Source organism: Pseudomonas sp. 21LCFQ010, from assembly GCF_024129905.1.
GTDB lineage: Bacteria > Pseudomonadota > Gammaproteobacteria > Pseudomonadales > Pseudomonadaceae > Aquipseudomonas.
Genome location: NZ_JAMYDZ010000036.1, coordinates 14,675 through 29,591 on the forward strand (window position 1 = coordinate 14,675; position 14,917 = coordinate 29,591).

Consider the following 14,917-nt stretch of genomic DNA (forward strand, 5'->3'; position numbering starts at 1 on the left):
TAGCTACTTTCGCGGATTAATCCGCTCCTACAGCTTGGGACCCGGCGGCAGGTACTGCCCGTACCAAGGGCGGCGCGGAATACGTCCGGACAACCGCTCCATCTCCTTCTCGCTGGCACGAATGACATGCAACGCCAGCTTCATGGTCTCGATGTCCAGCTCGCTTTCGCTCCCGCCGCCACCATTGCTGCGCCCCCAGGCGCCACAACCGGCCTCGGCCGGCCCCAGCCACGGAGCATCGATTTCCACCCAGCGCCCCTTGGCAAACCATGGCACGCCCCCAATATCGGCACGCCGCACTTCGCCCGGGTGGAACTGCTCATGGGCGTAAAACCAGTCTTCAATCCGGTCGTCGATCCAGCCATGAAACGCCCAGAACACCGGGTTGACGTGCGAGGAAAAAGCATCGGCCAGATAGTCGTTCTCGGCGCGAAACCAGCGCTCGGAAAAGTCGTCCGCCGGCCGGTCATAGATCATTGGATAGCCACTGTTCGGATCACGCCCCACCGCCGCCCAGCACATGTGCAACCAGTCATGCAGCCCCAGCTCGATGCGGCTGCCCAGCTCACCCAGGCATAAGGTGCTGAGGTATTGCGGATCCTGAAACTGCGCTTCCCAGACCTGGAAGTTGCCGTAATAACCCTCACTACTCTTTACGTCACGCAGCCACTGATTGAACGCATCATCACCCTGCGACTCCCAGGCCGGCGGCACCGAGTAGCCATCGTGGTTTTCCAGGTACTTCACAAACGGCTCGATACCATGACCGATGAAAGGCCGTGGCGGCGGAAAGCGTTGCCAGGATTTCAGATCCTGCATGCTGCGGGCATGGCGCAACATGCCACGGTGCATGTACAGGAAATCTTCGCCCGAGCCATTGTTGTGCCGCTGCTTGCCGCGCGCATCACGCTCCTGGCCCAGCGGCCCCGGCTGCCAGCCCAGCGCCCGCAGCGACTGATGACGATCACTGTCCAGCCGATGCCAGCGGTCACGGGTGGCGTGCCAGAGCTGGTGATAGAGACGATGCCCCGGCGAGATCAACCAGGCATGCAGTTCGGCGGTATAAGGCAGACGCTCGCGGGCCTGGATAAACGGCCGCCGGGTCGCGACGAAACGAGCCTGAACGGCAGAAAGCCCGGCCTGGGCACCACGCAACTGCAACTGGCCACTGAGCGTCGCCTCGCCACCGCCGGTGCTCCAGACGCCCCAGACCTCATCAAAGATCGCCGTACACTCATAAGCACGGCCTTGCGGACCAACCAGCTTCCAGCGCAGGTTTGGCTCTTTATCGACCTTCAGCTCGCCGAACAGCTCGAAGCCTCCCGAGGTAAACGGCCGACGCCCCAGATGGCCGCGCAGCGCCTTGCCGGACGGCCCGACGTCCAGCAGCAACTCCAGGCCTTCACTGGCCAGTTCGGCAAAATCCTGCTGTCCTTCCAGCAAGCGGAAATCCCAGATACCGACCAGACGCCCGGCCAGCAGGCTCTGCCCCAGTGTCGGCGGGACGATGGTGGGTTCTTCGACCAGCGCCGCCTCTTCGGCGGCCTGATAGCGCTGATAGCCCATGATCGGTAAGCCAATCCCGCCTGCCGTCGCCGCCACTGCCGCTGCGCCCGCCAGTAATCCTCGCCGAGAAAACTTCATCTAACCCCATCCGCTTGTCCGCCTTGCGCTCAAAGCGCCTGCCCCAAGAACGAATGGATCGCGGCGGAATTTATCCGTCAGGTGCCCACGCACTAAAAAGCACAGGGCGCTGCTCGTTCATTCGGCTGGACCTATTCAATTCAGTCCCACCGGAGTTCCCCATGCATCGCGCTTTACTGCTGACCCTTACCCTCGCCTTGCCCGGCTTTGCCTGGGCCGCCGATGACTGCTCAACCGAGATCCATGGCACCGACCAGATGACGTTCGACAAAAACGAAATCGTGGTGCCCGCCAGTTGCAAGAGCTTCAAGGTCGTGCTGAAACACCCTGGCAACCTGCCCAAGGAAGTGATGGGGCATAACTGGGTACTGAGCGAAACCAGCAACATGCAAGCCATCGTCAACGACGGCGCCGCAGCTGGCGTCGAGCATGACTACCTGAAACCCGATGACGCCCGGATTATTGCCCACACAAAAATGCTCAGTGGCGGCGAAGAAGACAGCTTGACCATCGACACCAGCAAACTGAAGGCTGATGGCGACTACCAGTTCTTCTGCTCATTCCCGGCCCACTCGGTGCTGATGAAAGGCCGCTTCAAGATCGGCGTGTGAAACGGGGGCCGCCAGCGATGGCGGCCTCTTCAAGGCATTACCAGCCCCGGCCCGAATTGACCCAGAAGTTGACCGACAAAGAGGTCGACACCGATTCAACCTGATGGAACCAGCCCTCCGGCAGGAACAACAGATCGCCGGCCTCCAGCACGATGCGGTGGAAAACCACCTCCCGCGCAGCCGGATATTTGTCATAGTCCGGTTTATCAGGGTTTACATCACAGCCCTCCAGGCCACCGCCCTCGGAGGTCGACCAGGTGCCCAGCGCCTCCCGATAATGCGGCGCCGCCAGAATGAACGACTTCTGCCCCCAGACCTGAGCAAACATATTGTCCGAGTCATCCCGGTGCAGCGGCGTCAAGGTGCCCTTGGGGCCGATCCAGATACGCGGTTTGATATAAAGCGAGCGGTCGAAATACTCCGGAAAGCGAATCAGCTCCAGCAACTGCGGCGGCACCACGTTATTGCCCATGTAGGGCGGCTTTTCTCCCGGTGCCAGCGGCCGCTCCAGCGAGGCGATGAATTCGGCAATGGACGTGGAACGGAAATCGCGGTCCGTCGAGAAGGTTTTCTCCGCGTAATCACCGTGCCGGGTAATGCCCTTCAACTCGGCGAAATGCACGATGGATTCTTCGCGGCTCATATTGAAGAACGGCCAGTCGCGCAGGGCATCAGTGAGAATCACCGGCGTGCCGAACGGCAAGTAGTCACGGCGAAAGTCTGCCACCGACAGACCAGCGAAAGGCCGCCGCTCGATCTCCAGCAACGTAGCCTGGCTGGCCGAGAGCCGATCACTGTAACGCTCACGCGCAGGGTAGCGATGGTTCATGGCCGCAGCCGGCTTTTCCACCGCGACGCCACGGCGTGCCGCATCGATAATCTGCGGCAACAGAGTGGCCAGGCCCATCTGCCCGTCGATCTTCAAACGACCACTGGCAAACAGCTCTTCGACATCCTGCGTGCCTTGCAGAATGCCGGCAAACTCCTGCGCCCCCACGGCGATGGTGACATCAGCCGCCGCATGCCGCCCCGGCTGGACATCAAGCCCGTCCTTTACCGCCGCCCACACCGCATTGCCCTGGCCAAAATCGAACTGGAACACCCCCTGCACGCCCACCGCCTGCGCACCAGAAAACAGCCGGGTCAATACCGCGAGCACATCCATACATCATCTCTCCTGAGAGGTAGATAAAGTGCCCGCCCACATCACCGTTTTACAGAGCGGCACACGACATGCCCTTTAAACGAGTAGCCTGCCGGTGAAATTATCCGAAACACCCGAGCATTAAATTCCCCAATGCCTGACTCGTTATTCCTCGCAACCACCGGCAGCCAGCCGGTACACGTGGACAGAGCCCGGGAGTTTAATGAGCATGAGTCGCGCAGCCAGGAAATGGCTAATCTTGAGCATCGTGACATTGGCCGCACTGGCAGCCGTCGCCGCCCTGGCCTGGTGGTTTTTTATAGGCCGCCTGCAACCCTACCCCTCGGACGTCATGCGCCGCGCCACAGAAATGCAAGAGCGCATTCTGTCGTTCGACAGTCATATCGATATTCAGCCTGACTTCGGCAGCGCCGGTAACGAAGCCAACAAAGATGGCAATACCCAGTTCGATCTGGTCAAAGCCAGTCGCGGCCGCCTCAGTGGCGCGGCTCTGACGATCTGGGCATGGCCGGAGTTCTGGACAGGCCCCAACGCACCGCATCGCCCAACACCAGGCTTCATCGAAGCCGCACGCCATGAACAGGAAACCCGCTACCGGATCATCACCGGTATTGCCAAGGACTTCCCGAACCAGGCCGGCATCGCCTACACACCCGCCGACTTCAAGCGTCTGGCCCATGAAGGCAAGTTCGCGATCGTGATCAGCATGCTCAATGCCTATCCGCTGGGTGATGATGTATCCCGCCTGGATGACTGGGCCGCACGGGGCATGCGCATCTTCGGCTTCAGCTACGTCGGCAATAACGCTTGGGCAGACTCATCGCGACCAATGCCGTTCTTTGGTGACTCACCGGATGAACACGGCGGGCTTTCGGAACTGGGCCGTCAGGCCGTACGTCGCCTCAACGACCTGGGCGTGGTGATCGACGTGTCACAAATGTCCAGCCAGGCCCTGGAGCAGGTTACGCAACTGACCCGCGCCCCGGTGATTGCCTCGCACTCCAGCGTCAAGGGTCTGGTAGATCTGCAACGTAACCTCAGCGACAAGGAACTGCGCCTGATCCGTGATACCGGTGGTGTGGTGCAGATTCCGGGCTTTTCCTCTTATCTGAAGCCTTTCACGGAAGACACCCTGAACAAAGTCAACGAAATGCGCGCCGGCTTCGGTCTGCCCAAAGTACAGAACCTGTCCCAGGCCAGCATGCCCGCCGACCCGGTGTTCTCGATCTGGCCGGAGAAGAAGTTCGGCGAATATGCCGGGGCGCTGTACGCCATTCTGGAAGTCGACCCAAAAGCCACGCTCAAGGAGTTTGGCGACGCCATTGACTACACCGTGAAAAAGATCGGCATCGACCACGTAGGTATCAGCTCAGACTTCAACGATGGTGGCGGAATCACAGGTTTTGAAAACGTTGGGGATGTCCGCAATGTCACTGCAGAACTCATTCAGCGCGGCTACTCCGAAGAGGACATTGCCAAGATCTGGGGTGGCAACTTCCTGCGGGTATGGGAGCAGGTGCAGCAATCAGGCAAACCTGCAACGCCAGTCGCAGCCCAGCGCTGAACGACAACCCGGCAAGCGCCTGGACGGAGAAAAGAGCATTGAGCACCTCATATGACAGCCTCGCCGCCAGCACTTCATCCGTGAACAGTCTCATGGCCAAAGCCACTGCACGTGCCCGGCTGGCAAGTATCGATGCACTGCGCGGCATTATCCTTCTGGCCATGCTGGTCGATCATGTTCGCGAGACGTTTTTCCTGCATCACGAAGTCGATGACCCGGTCGCCTATACCACGCCTGTAGGGCTGTACCTGACCCGGATGATTACTGAACCTTGCGCTACATTGTTCGTGTTTCTGACCGGCCTTTCCGCCTGGCTCTATGCCCAAAGCCATGACCTGAACAGCACACGCGGGTTTCTGTTCAAACGCGGCCTGTTTCTGATCATGCTCGAAGTGACGCTGGTGGATTTCGCCTGGAGCGGAGAGTTTCCAGCCCGCTCGCTGGACTTGCAGGTGATCTGGTGCATTGGCGTCAGCATGATCATACTGGCCGGCCTCTTAAGCCTTTCTCGTATCAGCATGCTGATACTGGGCACGGTGATAGTCGGCGGGCACAACCTGCTTGATGGCGTAACCGTCGAGCATCAATCGATCTGGTATCTGCCTTGGGCGATGCTGCATGAGCGCGCATCTTTCGAGTTCGAGCACTTTCCGGACATATTCACCAGTTACCCCCTGCTGCCCTGGTTCGGAGTGATCCTTCTTGGCTACGCCGCAGGCCCCTTGTATGCGTCCGGCACAGACTCACAAAAGCGTATCTCGACCCTGCTCAAAATCAGCGCCGGACTGTTTATCGGCTTCGTCATCCTGCGTTACCTGAATGTCTATGGCGATAGACCCTGGGTGCATACCGGCGACTGGCTGCAAACCCTGCTGAGTTTCAAAAGCGCAACCAAATACCCTCCCTCACTGATGTTCCTGCTGCCGTCACTGGCCTTTGGCATGTTGGCCTTGGCAATGCTGGAGAAACATCAAAACAGCAGAACCATTCAACTGCTCGCCACTTACGGCGGTGCGCCGATGTTCTTCTACCTGCTGCACCTGTACTCGCTCAAGGTGTTGTACCTCGTTGTGCTGCACACCCTTGGCCCGAACATGGATGGCTACTACGGGTTTGACACGCTATCCGGCATCTGGCTTTGCGCGATTGTGCTGAGCATCGCCTTGTACTTTCCGACCAGTTGGTTTGCGCGTCTCAAGCAGCGCAGACGAGATCTGACCTGGCTGCGGTATTTCTGATTGTCATTTGCATGACTCTAGGTGGATGAAGACTCATCCCTGATAACGAGGTAAACGATGAAACCGCTCGTACTTTTGGGCTCAATTGCCTGCATGGCTTTTTCTCTGGGCAGTGTCGCTGCGGAGCCGAAAAAGCCCGGCACCGTGTTCAAGGATTGCAAAGACTGCCCGGAAATGGTCGTGCTACCAGCCGGCAGCTATGTCATGGGCACGCCAGAAGATGAGCTGGGACGCCAACCTGATGAAGGTCCGCAGCACACTGTGACCTTTGCCAAACCCTTTGCGATAAGCCGCTTCCAGGTGACCGCCGGCGAGCTGGATGCCTATATCAAGGCAAGCGGCGTGGTGATCAAAAGCGGAGACAAGCGCCCAGGGCGCTGGTGCGAGGCGAGCAAACCCACTTACAAACAGGGGCCGAAGCAACCGGCCGTGTGCATTGATTACTATGAGGTTCAGGCTTATGCCGACTGGCTGGCCAAACAGACCGGCAAACCTTACCGGATGATCAGCGAGGCCGAGCGCGAATATGCCGCGCGTGCAGGTTCCACAGGACCTTTTCCTTTCCCGTTCGATAAAGAGGGCGAGTATCAGATCAGCAAGCACGCCAACACCTATGGTCCTGCGGATGGGTATGCCTACAGCTCACCTGTAGGTAGTTATCCGGCCAACGCGTTTGGGGTGTACGACATGCATGGCAACGTTTATGAGTGGGTAGCTGACTGCCTGCATGAGAACTACAACGGCGCACCTACAGACGGAAGTGCCTGGATCGACAACGATAAATGCGAGATCGCTCAGATGCGCGGCAATGACTGGGGCGAGCCTCCGATCTTTTCGCGCTCCGGCAACCGCAATGCCATCTATAAAAGTGCACGAGGTGATTTCCTGGGTTTCAGGGTCGCCAGAGAACTCTGAAATTTCGAAGTACCAGACGTGCCTGCAGATCCGCAGGCACTGCTCACCCGCTACTCACTTCCCCGCTGAACTGCCGCTAAATCCCGCCCCCACTTCTTCGTTTCACAGCTATAGCCTTTGAAGCGCGGAACGCCCGAATGAATACTCATGCCGACCTAGCGGTCCTCAGCCATCTTTATCCCGACCGGCAACTGCGGGTTCATTGCAGCGAAGACACACTCGTGGTGCTGCTCGACAACATCGCGCATCTGGAGATCGCCCTGTATCTCGCTTGTTCCGATCAATTGGAGGGCAAGCTGCGCTATCTGGAGCACGGTCTTGAACAGCAGACATTGCTGGCGGCGCTGGAAGCAGTTTTCACGACTCACCCGTCGCTAAAAAGCATCACGCTGACAGGCACGACCTCCACCGCGACCGACTCTCTGATTGCCGATGGCGTATTGAGAACCACCGGTCCCGAGCACATCACGTGTTACGCCGAAGCGTTCTGGCAGCACCCACAGGTATGGCTCAACAAAGCCTCATTCGGCGCGCCACCACAACAATTGATCATCAGCGATGGCAAACGCCACCCGCTACGCCCCACGCCCTCAACAGAGGTGCTGTATAGCCGCTATATCCCTTGGGTGGGTCAGACGCTGACCTTTCAGCAAGCAGACCCGGACCGCGACCTGCACGCTTTCAACCGCTGGATGAACAGCCCGCGTGTTGCGCAATTCTGGGAGGAAGAAGGCAGCCTGGAACAGCACCACGCCTATCTGCAAAAACAACTGAACGACCCGCACACCCTGCCCTTGATCGGCCGCTTCGACGGCCAGCCGTTTGGCTACTTCGAAGCCTACTGGGCCAAGGAAGACCGTATTGCGCCGTTCTATGACGCCGCTGATTACGATCGCGGCCTGCACCTGCTGGTCGGTGAAGAGGCGTTTCGCGGCAAGGCGTTCTACACCGCCTGGTTTTCCTCGATCTGCCATTACCTGTTCCTCGACGACCCGCGCACCCAGCGTCTGGTCTGCGAGCCACGCCACGACAACCTGCGACAAATCGCCAACTTCGACCGCAGCGGCTTTGCCAAGGTCAAGCATTTCGATTTTCCCCACAAGCGCGCACTGCTGGTGATGTTGACTCGTGAGCGCTTCTTTTCCGAGCGGCTGTACCAACCCCTGGACAGCGTCAAACCATCGAAGGAAGGAATTACGGTATGAGCACCGCCACCATTCATGACGTCATCGGCGTCGGCTTCGGCCCCTCCAACCTGGCCCTGGCCATTGCCCTGGAAGAACTCGCGCAACACAACGGCAAGGCGCTCAGTGCCCTGTTCCTCGACAAGCAGGCCAACTACCGCTGGCACGGCGATACGTTGTCCTCGCAAAGCGAGCTGCAGATTTCCTTCCTCAAAGACCTGGTGTCACTGCGTAACCCCACCAGCCCGTACAGCTTCGTCAACTACCTCAAGAAGCAGGATCGGCTGATCGACTTCGTCAACCTGGGCACCTTCTACCCTTGCCGTCTGGAGTTTAACGACTACCTGGGCTGGGTTGCCGAGCAGTTTGCCGAGCAGGCCGTCTATGGCGAAGAAGTCACGCGCATCGAGCCCGAACTCGATAACGGTGCAATTCATCATCTCAAGCTGATCTCGCGTAATGCCAACGGCCAGGAGCAGGTCCGTCGCACTCGCTCGGTGGTGATCAGCACCGGTGGTTCGCCAAAAATCCCGACCGCGTTCGAGCCCTTCAAGAACGACCCACGCGTATTCCACCACTCCACCTACCTGAGCAGCGTAAAAAACCTGCCGTGCAGCGAAGGCAAACCGATGCGTATCGCGATCATCGGTTCGGGGCAAAGCGCTGCCGAAGCCTTCATCGACTTGAACGACAGCTTCCCGTCAGTGAAGGTGGAAATGATCCTGCGCGGCACCGCCCTCAAGCCTGCCGACGACACCCCGTTCGTCAACGAAATCTTCGCGCCGCAATACACCGATCTGGTGTTCCAGCAGCCGCCGCAAGATCGTCAGAAGCTGATCAACGAGTACCACAACACCAACTACTCAGTGGTTGACCAGGAACTGATCGAGCGCATCTACGGCATCCTCTATCGCCAGAAGGTCGCCCATCAATACCGTCACGCCGTGCTGTGCCGCCAGCAGGTTGAAGCGGTGCATTCCAGCGAGCAAGGCATCGAACTGACCCTGCGTGACCTCGCCACCCACCAGCAGCGCACCCATCGCTACGACGCTGTCATTCTGGCCACCGGCTATGAGCGCCGAACCCACCGCTCACTGCTGGCATCACTGGAAGATCACCTGAAAGGTTTCGAAGTGGACCGCGACTACCGCGCGCTGGCCTCTCCTGCGCTGCACGCCCCAGTGTTTCTGCAAGGCTTCTGCGAAGCCTCACATGGCCTGAGTGACACGCTGCTTTCCGTTCTGCCGATGCGCAGCGAGGAGATCGGCAAAGCGCTGTACAAGGCTCTGAAAATCCAGACCTCCACCCACGAGTCTCAGGCCGCCACGCTGATCAGCGCCTGACCCAGCAGGAATTGTTTATGTCCCAGCCAACCCGCGGCGCCATTCGCGAACTCATGACGCTGCTCAAACCTTTCTGGCCGATTGTGGCGGTGTCAATCGTTCTGGGCATGGTGGGGGGGCTGAGCATCACCACCCTGCTGGCCACGATCAATAATGTGCTGCACTCCGATAGCGGCATGACCCAAGGGATCGTACTGAGCTTCGCCGTCTTGTGCCTGATAGCGCTGCTCAGTTCGATCGTATCCGATATCGGCACCAACTATGTGGGGCAAAATATTGTCGTCAGGCTGCGCAAGACGCTTGGCGAAAAAGTCATGTCGGCGCCTATCGAACAGATCGAACGCTACCGCACTCATCGGCTGATTCCGGTATTGACCCATGATGTCGGAACCATCAGCGACTTTGCTTTCGCCTTCGCCCCCCTGGCAATCTCGCTGACGGTGACCCTCGGCTGCCTCGGTTACCTGGCTATGCTGTCATGGCAAATGTTTCTGCTGATGGTATTAGCGATTGCGATAGGTACGACGGTGCAATACTTCGCGCGCAGCCATGGCATCAAAAACTTTATGGCCGCCCGGGAAACCGAAGACGAACTGCAGAAATACTACAGCGCTGTCTCTGAAGGTGCCAAAGAACTGCGCATTCATCGCCCGCGCCGGCAGCGGATGTTCGACCAGCGGATCCAGGGCACGGCCAACCATATTCGTGACCTGCAAATTCGCGCCATCAACATCTTTGTGGTGGCCAAGACCTTTGGCTCGATGCTGTTCTTCGTGGTCATCGGCCTGGCCCTCGCCTTCCAGGCTTACTGGCCCAATGACGATAAAAGCGTCATGAGCGGCTTCGTGCTGGTGCTGCTTTATATGAAAGGCCCGCTGGAACATCTGATCGGAACACTCCCCATCATCAGCCGTGCGCAGATCGCGTTTCGCCGTATCGCCGAACTGTCGGAAAAGTTCTCATCGCCGGAGCCGCACCTGCTGCTTGAAGACAAGACGCCTAAAGCGCTGACCATACAGAGCCTGGAACTGCGTGATGTGCAATATGCCTTTCCTGCAGTACAAGGCAGCGAACCGTTTCGCCTGGGCCCGGTAGACCTGCGTATCGAACAAGGAGAGATCGTCTTTATTGTTGGCGAGAACGGCTGTGGCAAGACCACGCTGATCAAGCTGCTTTTGGGACTCTATGCGCCACAGAAGGGCGAAATACTTTTGGACGGCCAGCCCATCGTCGCTCAAAACCGGGACGACTATCGCCAGTTGTTTACCACCGTGTTTGCTGACTATTACCTGTTCGACGAACTGGTTCAGGGCGGCGGAGACGTGCCTAAGGAAGCCGAGCGTTATCTGCAGCGCCTGGAAATAGGCCACAAGGTCACGATTCGTGGTGGCGCGTTCAGCACCACCGACCTGTCCACCGGACAGCGCAAACGCCTGGCACTGCTCAGCGCGTGGCTGGAAGGCCGCCCGGTGCTGGTATTTGATGAATGGGCCGCCGATCAAGACCCGACCTTCCGGCGTATTTTCTATACCGAGCTGCTGCCTGACCTGAAACGTCTGGGCAAAACCATCATCGTCATCAGCCATGATGACCGCTACTTCGACATCGCCGACCAGCTCGTCAGGATGGAATCCGGCCGGGTCAAAAGCGAAGCCATACCTGCCTGAAAAAATCCCTCCGAAACGCTTCCGGTTTTCAAAACGGAGGCGTTTTACTATTGCGAAAAGAAAAAATTCTCACTTGCAAGAACAGAGAAGACCATGCCCACACACACGTTGATCAAACTGACGCCCTTGGCGAAAGCATTTATGATGCGCACCGCATTTCGTTTTGTTTTGCCGCTGACTGGCCTTGGACTAGTAACGTCCATAGCAATGGCCTCTCAGGCGCAGGAAATATCGCTCAATATTCCGCCTCAGCCACTAGCGTCAGCGCTGCAAATGCTGGGCAGCCAAACTAATATCCAAGTGCTTTATAGCTCCGAGCAACTAAGCGGGCTTTATTTCGAAGGCATAAATGGGCGCTACACAATACCAAATGCTGTGGCCGAACTGCTTAAAGGAACAGGGCTAGCCTATCATCTGGACGGTAATCTGCTCAGTATCAAATCACCCTCTGTTGCCACATCTGCTATTGAGCTTGGTGCCACGAACATAAATTCGAACACGGGCACTTCAGCAGACCGCCAGTCTTACGCTTCCCGCATTGTAACGATTGGAAAAACCGAGCAATCTCAAAAAGACATTCCTCAGTCGGTAACCGTTGTAACCCGACAGCGTATGGAAGACCAAAACACCGACACGTTCGACCAGGTCATTATGAAAACGCCCGGTATTAGCCGGCAATTTGTAAACAGTGGCCAGAGCAACTATTACTCGCGTGGCTTTGAAATGACCAAGGTTCTACGAGACGGTGTTTACAATGCAAGCACCTTTGGGGTCCTAATCGCCCAAGCGCCAGACATGGCAACGATTGAACGAGTAGAAGTACTACGCGGAGCACCTGGCCTATTGCTGGGAGCCGGAGAGCCTAGCGGCGTAGTAAACCTTGTGAGAAAGCGCCCCCAGAAAGAAACGGAATTAGAGATTACGGCAAAAGCAGGTTCGTGGGATTACTATCGAACAGAGCTCGACTTAACAGGCAGCCTTAATAAAGACGGCACGATCAGAGGCCGAACAGTTGTGGCGTATGAAGATCGCGATTATTTTTATGATCGTGCGCATACAGAAATGCCACTATTTTATGGCGTACTCGAATCAGATATAACCGATCAAACTTCGATAATGGCAGGTTATCGCCATCAAAATTACGACATGTCCGGTATGTATTTCTACCAAGGACTTCCGACCGCCACCAACGGGTCCGATTTGAAGCTATCTCGCTCGACCTCTGTAGGCCCAGACTGGTCAGCTTACAAAAGCGTGGCCGATGAAGTATTCTCCGAGTTAAGCCATACGTTCAATGAAGACTGGAAGGCAAAAATAGCCACCAACTTCCAACGTGGCGAAGTGTATGAGCGATCAGCTCGGCGCAGTAGCTTTGGTATTGACCCTGCTGCAGGCACCGCCAGGTTGAGAAGTTTTATAGATGCAAACTATGACCTTTATCAAAGTGGTGTAGACCTAAGTGCCGACGGCAAATTCCCTTTATTCGGTCTTGAACAAAAAATAGTTATCGGCACAAACTTTCAGAAAGAAGAGCGAGATTATAAGGCTCGCAATGTCGATGCATCAGCGTATACCGTCAATCTCTTGACCGACCCTGAGATGTCAGCGGTACCAAAACCAGACTTTAGCACAGGCACCTTGGCCACAAACGAGCTTCACAACGAAACATACGGCGTATATGGCAGCCTGATCCTTAACCCTGTGGACCCGTTAAAAATAATTCTCGGCTCCCGCCTGACCTGGTACAAAACGGAAAACTACGCCAACGGTACCCAGACCAATGAGTTTCGTCAGAACAAGGAATTTACCCCCTACCTGGGTCTGGTTTACTCATTAACACCTGAGTGGTCAGCCTATGCCAGCTACACTGATATTTTCCAGGTCCAGAGCAGCTTGGTAACGTCTTCAGGCTCCCCACTGGACCCTTCCGTAGGAAAAAATTATGAAATAGGTGTGAAAGGCGAACTGTTTAACGGCCGCCTTAATACGTCAATCGCCCTGTTCCGAATGGTCCAGGATAACCGGTCCTCCATTGACCCTGCCTACCCTAATGGTGGCTGCCCAGCATCGGTAGATGGCTATTGCTATATAAACGCAGGCAAGGTTAAAAGTGAAGGTTTTGAACTCGAAGCCAACGGTGAATTATTACCTGGCTGGCAGGCGTTCGCCGGCTATACCTACAACGAAGCAAAATATGTAAAAGACCGCGACGCATTCGGTAACGCAACGACAAAAGAAGGTGGCCAACTTGGAGATGTCACACCGAAACATATCTTCCGCGCATTCACAACCTATGAATTACCGGGAGCACTAAATAGAATCACCATCGGCGGTGGTGTATCAGCACAAAGCGATCTGAAAGGCACCAACTACATCGGTCTGAACAGCCACATGCCTGGTCGTGCAGTATGGGACGTCTTTACAAAGTACCGCATTGATGACAACTGGACTATCGCTGCCAATCTAAACAATGTATTCGACAAAGTTTATTATAACGATGAGTATGGTTATCGTTATGGGGAACCTCGCAATGTAATGTTCACCTTGCGCGGCAACTTCAAGGATTTTTAATACTCCCAAGCACTTGATCGGTCTTTTGGTCACGGTAGGGATGGCAGTCACCTGCCACCCTCCGTGCAGATCCGCACGTGCGCAGCTACTGCATACGGCACCTGCCTTGGGCTTTGACGCCTAAGGCGCACCTCTAAAAACTACTTCCGTTGTCATCACTGCGTTAGAAACAGGCTCGTGCGTTAGTCCGATGGATCGCCAGCCCGACGGGGTGCCGCCCACTCAGAATGCTCATTTACTCCAGTAAAATCGAGCGCGACTCCGACCGTTCCTCGCCCATTTTTGTGGGGCCACCATCGGTATTGCGCTGACTGCCTCGCCTACGTTTTAGAGGTGCCCTAAGCGTGCTATGGAATAGGGATGCATAGGTAGTTCTCTTGCATAGGGCATGAGCAGGCGGGCCAACGCAGTGCTAACGATTTACCGTCGCAACTCTGGCAAGCAGTTCCACGCCAGCAAGGCTTCGAAGTATTCCACTAATACCGCCTGCGGCAGACGTTCCAGCACGTGTCGTAGCCACGCACAATGTTTACGCCTATTTGCTTTTTCCTTTGGCGTTTTCAACCTGGCTGTACAGGCGAGCACTGGCACTGGCGCCTCGCTGACCTGATGTTTCCTCTGATCGCGCTCGATCCTGTACAGCGCATTGATCATCAGCAACGCCATATCGGCACGCCCGACTCTTCCTCTGGATTTTACTTTCTGTGCGTCAACGAACCTGCGTTGCGCATGCGCCCTGCAACCCAGATGCTCAACGCCCGCTTGCTGCTCGATCGAGTCGCAGCCCGAGTTATCGTCCGTCATCAAGTAAACGCGTTAGCCTGCCAGCAGGCGTGAAGCAACTTCCTGATCACGATTGGTCGAGTAGTCAAACAGGATATCCAGCTCGACCAGGACGGCCAGGCCGTCGATAGACGTTCAGAAGTCGTCGGGGTTGAGGTAGAGATAGACTTTTTCGACTTTGGCTTCGTAACGCATCATGAGCTGCTGGCTCCTGAGAGGTTTCAGGAGCTCA

Annotated in this window: 11 protein-coding genes; 8 read left to right on the forward strand and 3 right to left on the reverse strand. The window is 56.6% G+C overall.

The features are described 5' to 3' along the window. Positions 1 to 27: 27 nt before the first annotated feature. Positions 28 to 1,644, reverse strand: a complete 1,617-nt coding sequence (locus NJC38_RS26760; protein WP_253117884.1) for a PvdJ/PvdD/PvdP-like protein — start codon at positions 1,642 to 1,644, stop codon at positions 28 to 30. A 161-nt stretch (positions 1,645 to 1,805) separates the two neighbouring features. Here NJC38_RS26760 and azu point away from each other — a divergent pair, with 161 nt between their 5' ends. Next, a complete protein-coding gene (azu, locus tag NJC38_RS26765) occupies positions 1,806 to 2,255 on the forward strand; it encodes an azurin (protein ID WP_253117885.1) in 450 nt (149 codons plus the stop codon). A 37-nt stretch (positions 2,256 to 2,292) separates the two neighbouring features. Here azu and NJC38_RS26770 read toward each other — a convergent pair whose 3' ends face one another. Further along, entirely contained in the window at positions 2,293 to 3,420 is a 1,128-nt protein-coding gene (locus NJC38_RS26770; protein WP_253117886.1) for a cupin-like domain-containing protein, read from the reverse strand. 202 nt (positions 3,421 to 3,622) lie between these two features. Here NJC38_RS26770 and NJC38_RS26775 point away from each other — a divergent pair, with 202 nt between their 5' ends. The 7 genes from NJC38_RS26775 to NJC38_RS26805 all read left to right on the forward strand — a co-directional run bounded on the left by NJC38_RS26775 (position 3,623) and on the right by NJC38_RS26805 (position 13,902). Further along, positions 3,623 to 4,984, forward strand: coding sequence for a dipeptidase (locus NJC38_RS26775; RefSeq protein ID WP_253117887.1), 1,362 nt, complete (start codon positions 3,623 to 3,625; stop codon positions 4,982 to 4,984). A gap of 92 nt (positions 4,985 to 5,076) precedes the next feature. After that, positions 5,077 to 6,222 (forward strand): heparan-alpha-glucosaminide N-acetyltransferase domain-containing protein, encoded by a 1,146-nt coding sequence (locus NJC38_RS26780; RefSeq protein WP_253117888.1) that lies wholly within the window; start codon positions 5,077 to 5,079, stop codon positions 6,220 to 6,222. A 93-nt stretch (positions 6,223 to 6,315) separates the two neighbouring features. Next, on the forward strand, positions 6,316 to 7,137 hold the full coding sequence (locus NJC38_RS26785; RefSeq protein ID WP_253117897.1) for a formylglycine-generating enzyme family protein: 822 nt from the start codon (positions 6,316 to 6,318) through the stop codon (positions 7,135 to 7,137). 137 nt (positions 7,138 to 7,274) lie between these two features. Next, entirely contained in the window at positions 7,275 to 8,342 is a 1,068-nt protein-coding gene (locus NJC38_RS26790; RefSeq protein ID WP_253117889.1) for a GNAT family N-acetyltransferase, read from the forward strand. Continuing rightward, positions 8,339 to 9,664: a SidA/IucD/PvdA family monooxygenase gene (locus tag NJC38_RS26795; RefSeq protein ID WP_253117890.1), complete on the forward strand. Its 1,326-nt coding sequence runs from the start codon at positions 8,339 to 8,341 to the stop codon at positions 9,662 to 9,664. Before NJC38_RS26790 ends, NJC38_RS26795 begins: the two co-directional genes overlap by 4 nt. Before the next feature lie 17 nt (positions 9,665 to 9,681). Further along, positions 9,682 to 11,331, forward strand: coding sequence for a cyclic peptide export ABC transporter (locus NJC38_RS26800; protein WP_253117891.1), 1,650 nt, complete (start codon positions 9,682 to 9,684; stop codon positions 11,329 to 11,331). A gap of 93 nt (positions 11,332 to 11,424) precedes the next feature. Continuing rightward, on the forward strand, positions 11,425 to 13,902 hold the full coding sequence (locus tag NJC38_RS26805) for a TonB-dependent receptor (RefSeq protein ID WP_253117892.1): 2,478 nt from the start codon (positions 11,425 to 11,427) through the stop codon (positions 13,900 to 13,902). A gap of 420 nt (positions 13,903 to 14,322) precedes the next feature. Here the strand turns inward: NJC38_RS26805 and NJC38_RS26810 are convergent, their stop codons facing one another. After that, positions 14,323 to 14,706, reverse strand: coding sequence for an IS66 family transposase (locus NJC38_RS26810; RefSeq protein ID WP_253117893.1), 384 nt, complete (start codon positions 14,704 to 14,706; stop codon positions 14,323 to 14,325). Positions 14,707 to 14,917: the final 211 nt, after the last annotated feature.

Coding starts and splice junctions, on each gene's coding strand:
- NJC38_RS26805 (WP_253117892.1), top strand. CDS start 11,425: ATGCCCACACACACGTTGATCAAACTGACGCCCTTGGCGAAAGCATTT.
- NJC38_RS26780 (WP_253117888.1), top strand. CDS start 5,077: ATGGCCAAAGCCACTGCACGTGCCCGGCTGGCAAGTATCGATGCACTG.
- NJC38_RS26775 (WP_253117887.1), top strand. CDS start 3,623: ATGAGCATGAGTCGCGCAGCCAGGAAATGGCTAATCTTGAGCATCGTG.
- NJC38_RS26760 (WP_253117884.1), bottom strand. CDS start 1,644: ATGAAGTTTTCTCGGCGAGGATTACTGGCGGGCGCAGCGGCAGTGGCG.
- NJC38_RS26785 (WP_253117897.1), top strand. CDS start 6,316: ATGGCTTTTTCTCTGGGCAGTGTCGCTGCGGAGCCGAAAAAGCCCGGC.
- azu (WP_253117885.1), top strand. CDS start 1,806: ATGCATCGCGCTTTACTGCTGACCCTTACCCTCGCCTTGCCCGGCTTT.
- NJC38_RS26795 (WP_253117890.1), top strand. CDS start 8,339: ATGAGCACCGCCACCATTCATGACGTCATCGGCGTCGGCTTCGGCCCC.
- NJC38_RS26790 (WP_253117889.1), top strand. CDS start 7,275: ATGAATACTCATGCCGACCTAGCGGTCCTCAGCCATCTTTATCCCGAC.
- NJC38_RS26770 (WP_253117886.1), bottom strand. CDS start 3,420: ATGGATGTGCTCGCGGTATTGACCCGGCTGTTTTCTGGTGCGCAGGCG.
- NJC38_RS26810 (WP_253117893.1), bottom strand. CDS start 14,706: ATGACGGACGATAACTCGGGCTGCGACTCGATCGAGCAGCAAGCGGGC.
- NJC38_RS26800 (WP_253117891.1), top strand. CDS start 9,682: ATGTCCCAGCCAACCCGCGGCGCCATTCGCGAACTCATGACGCTGCTC.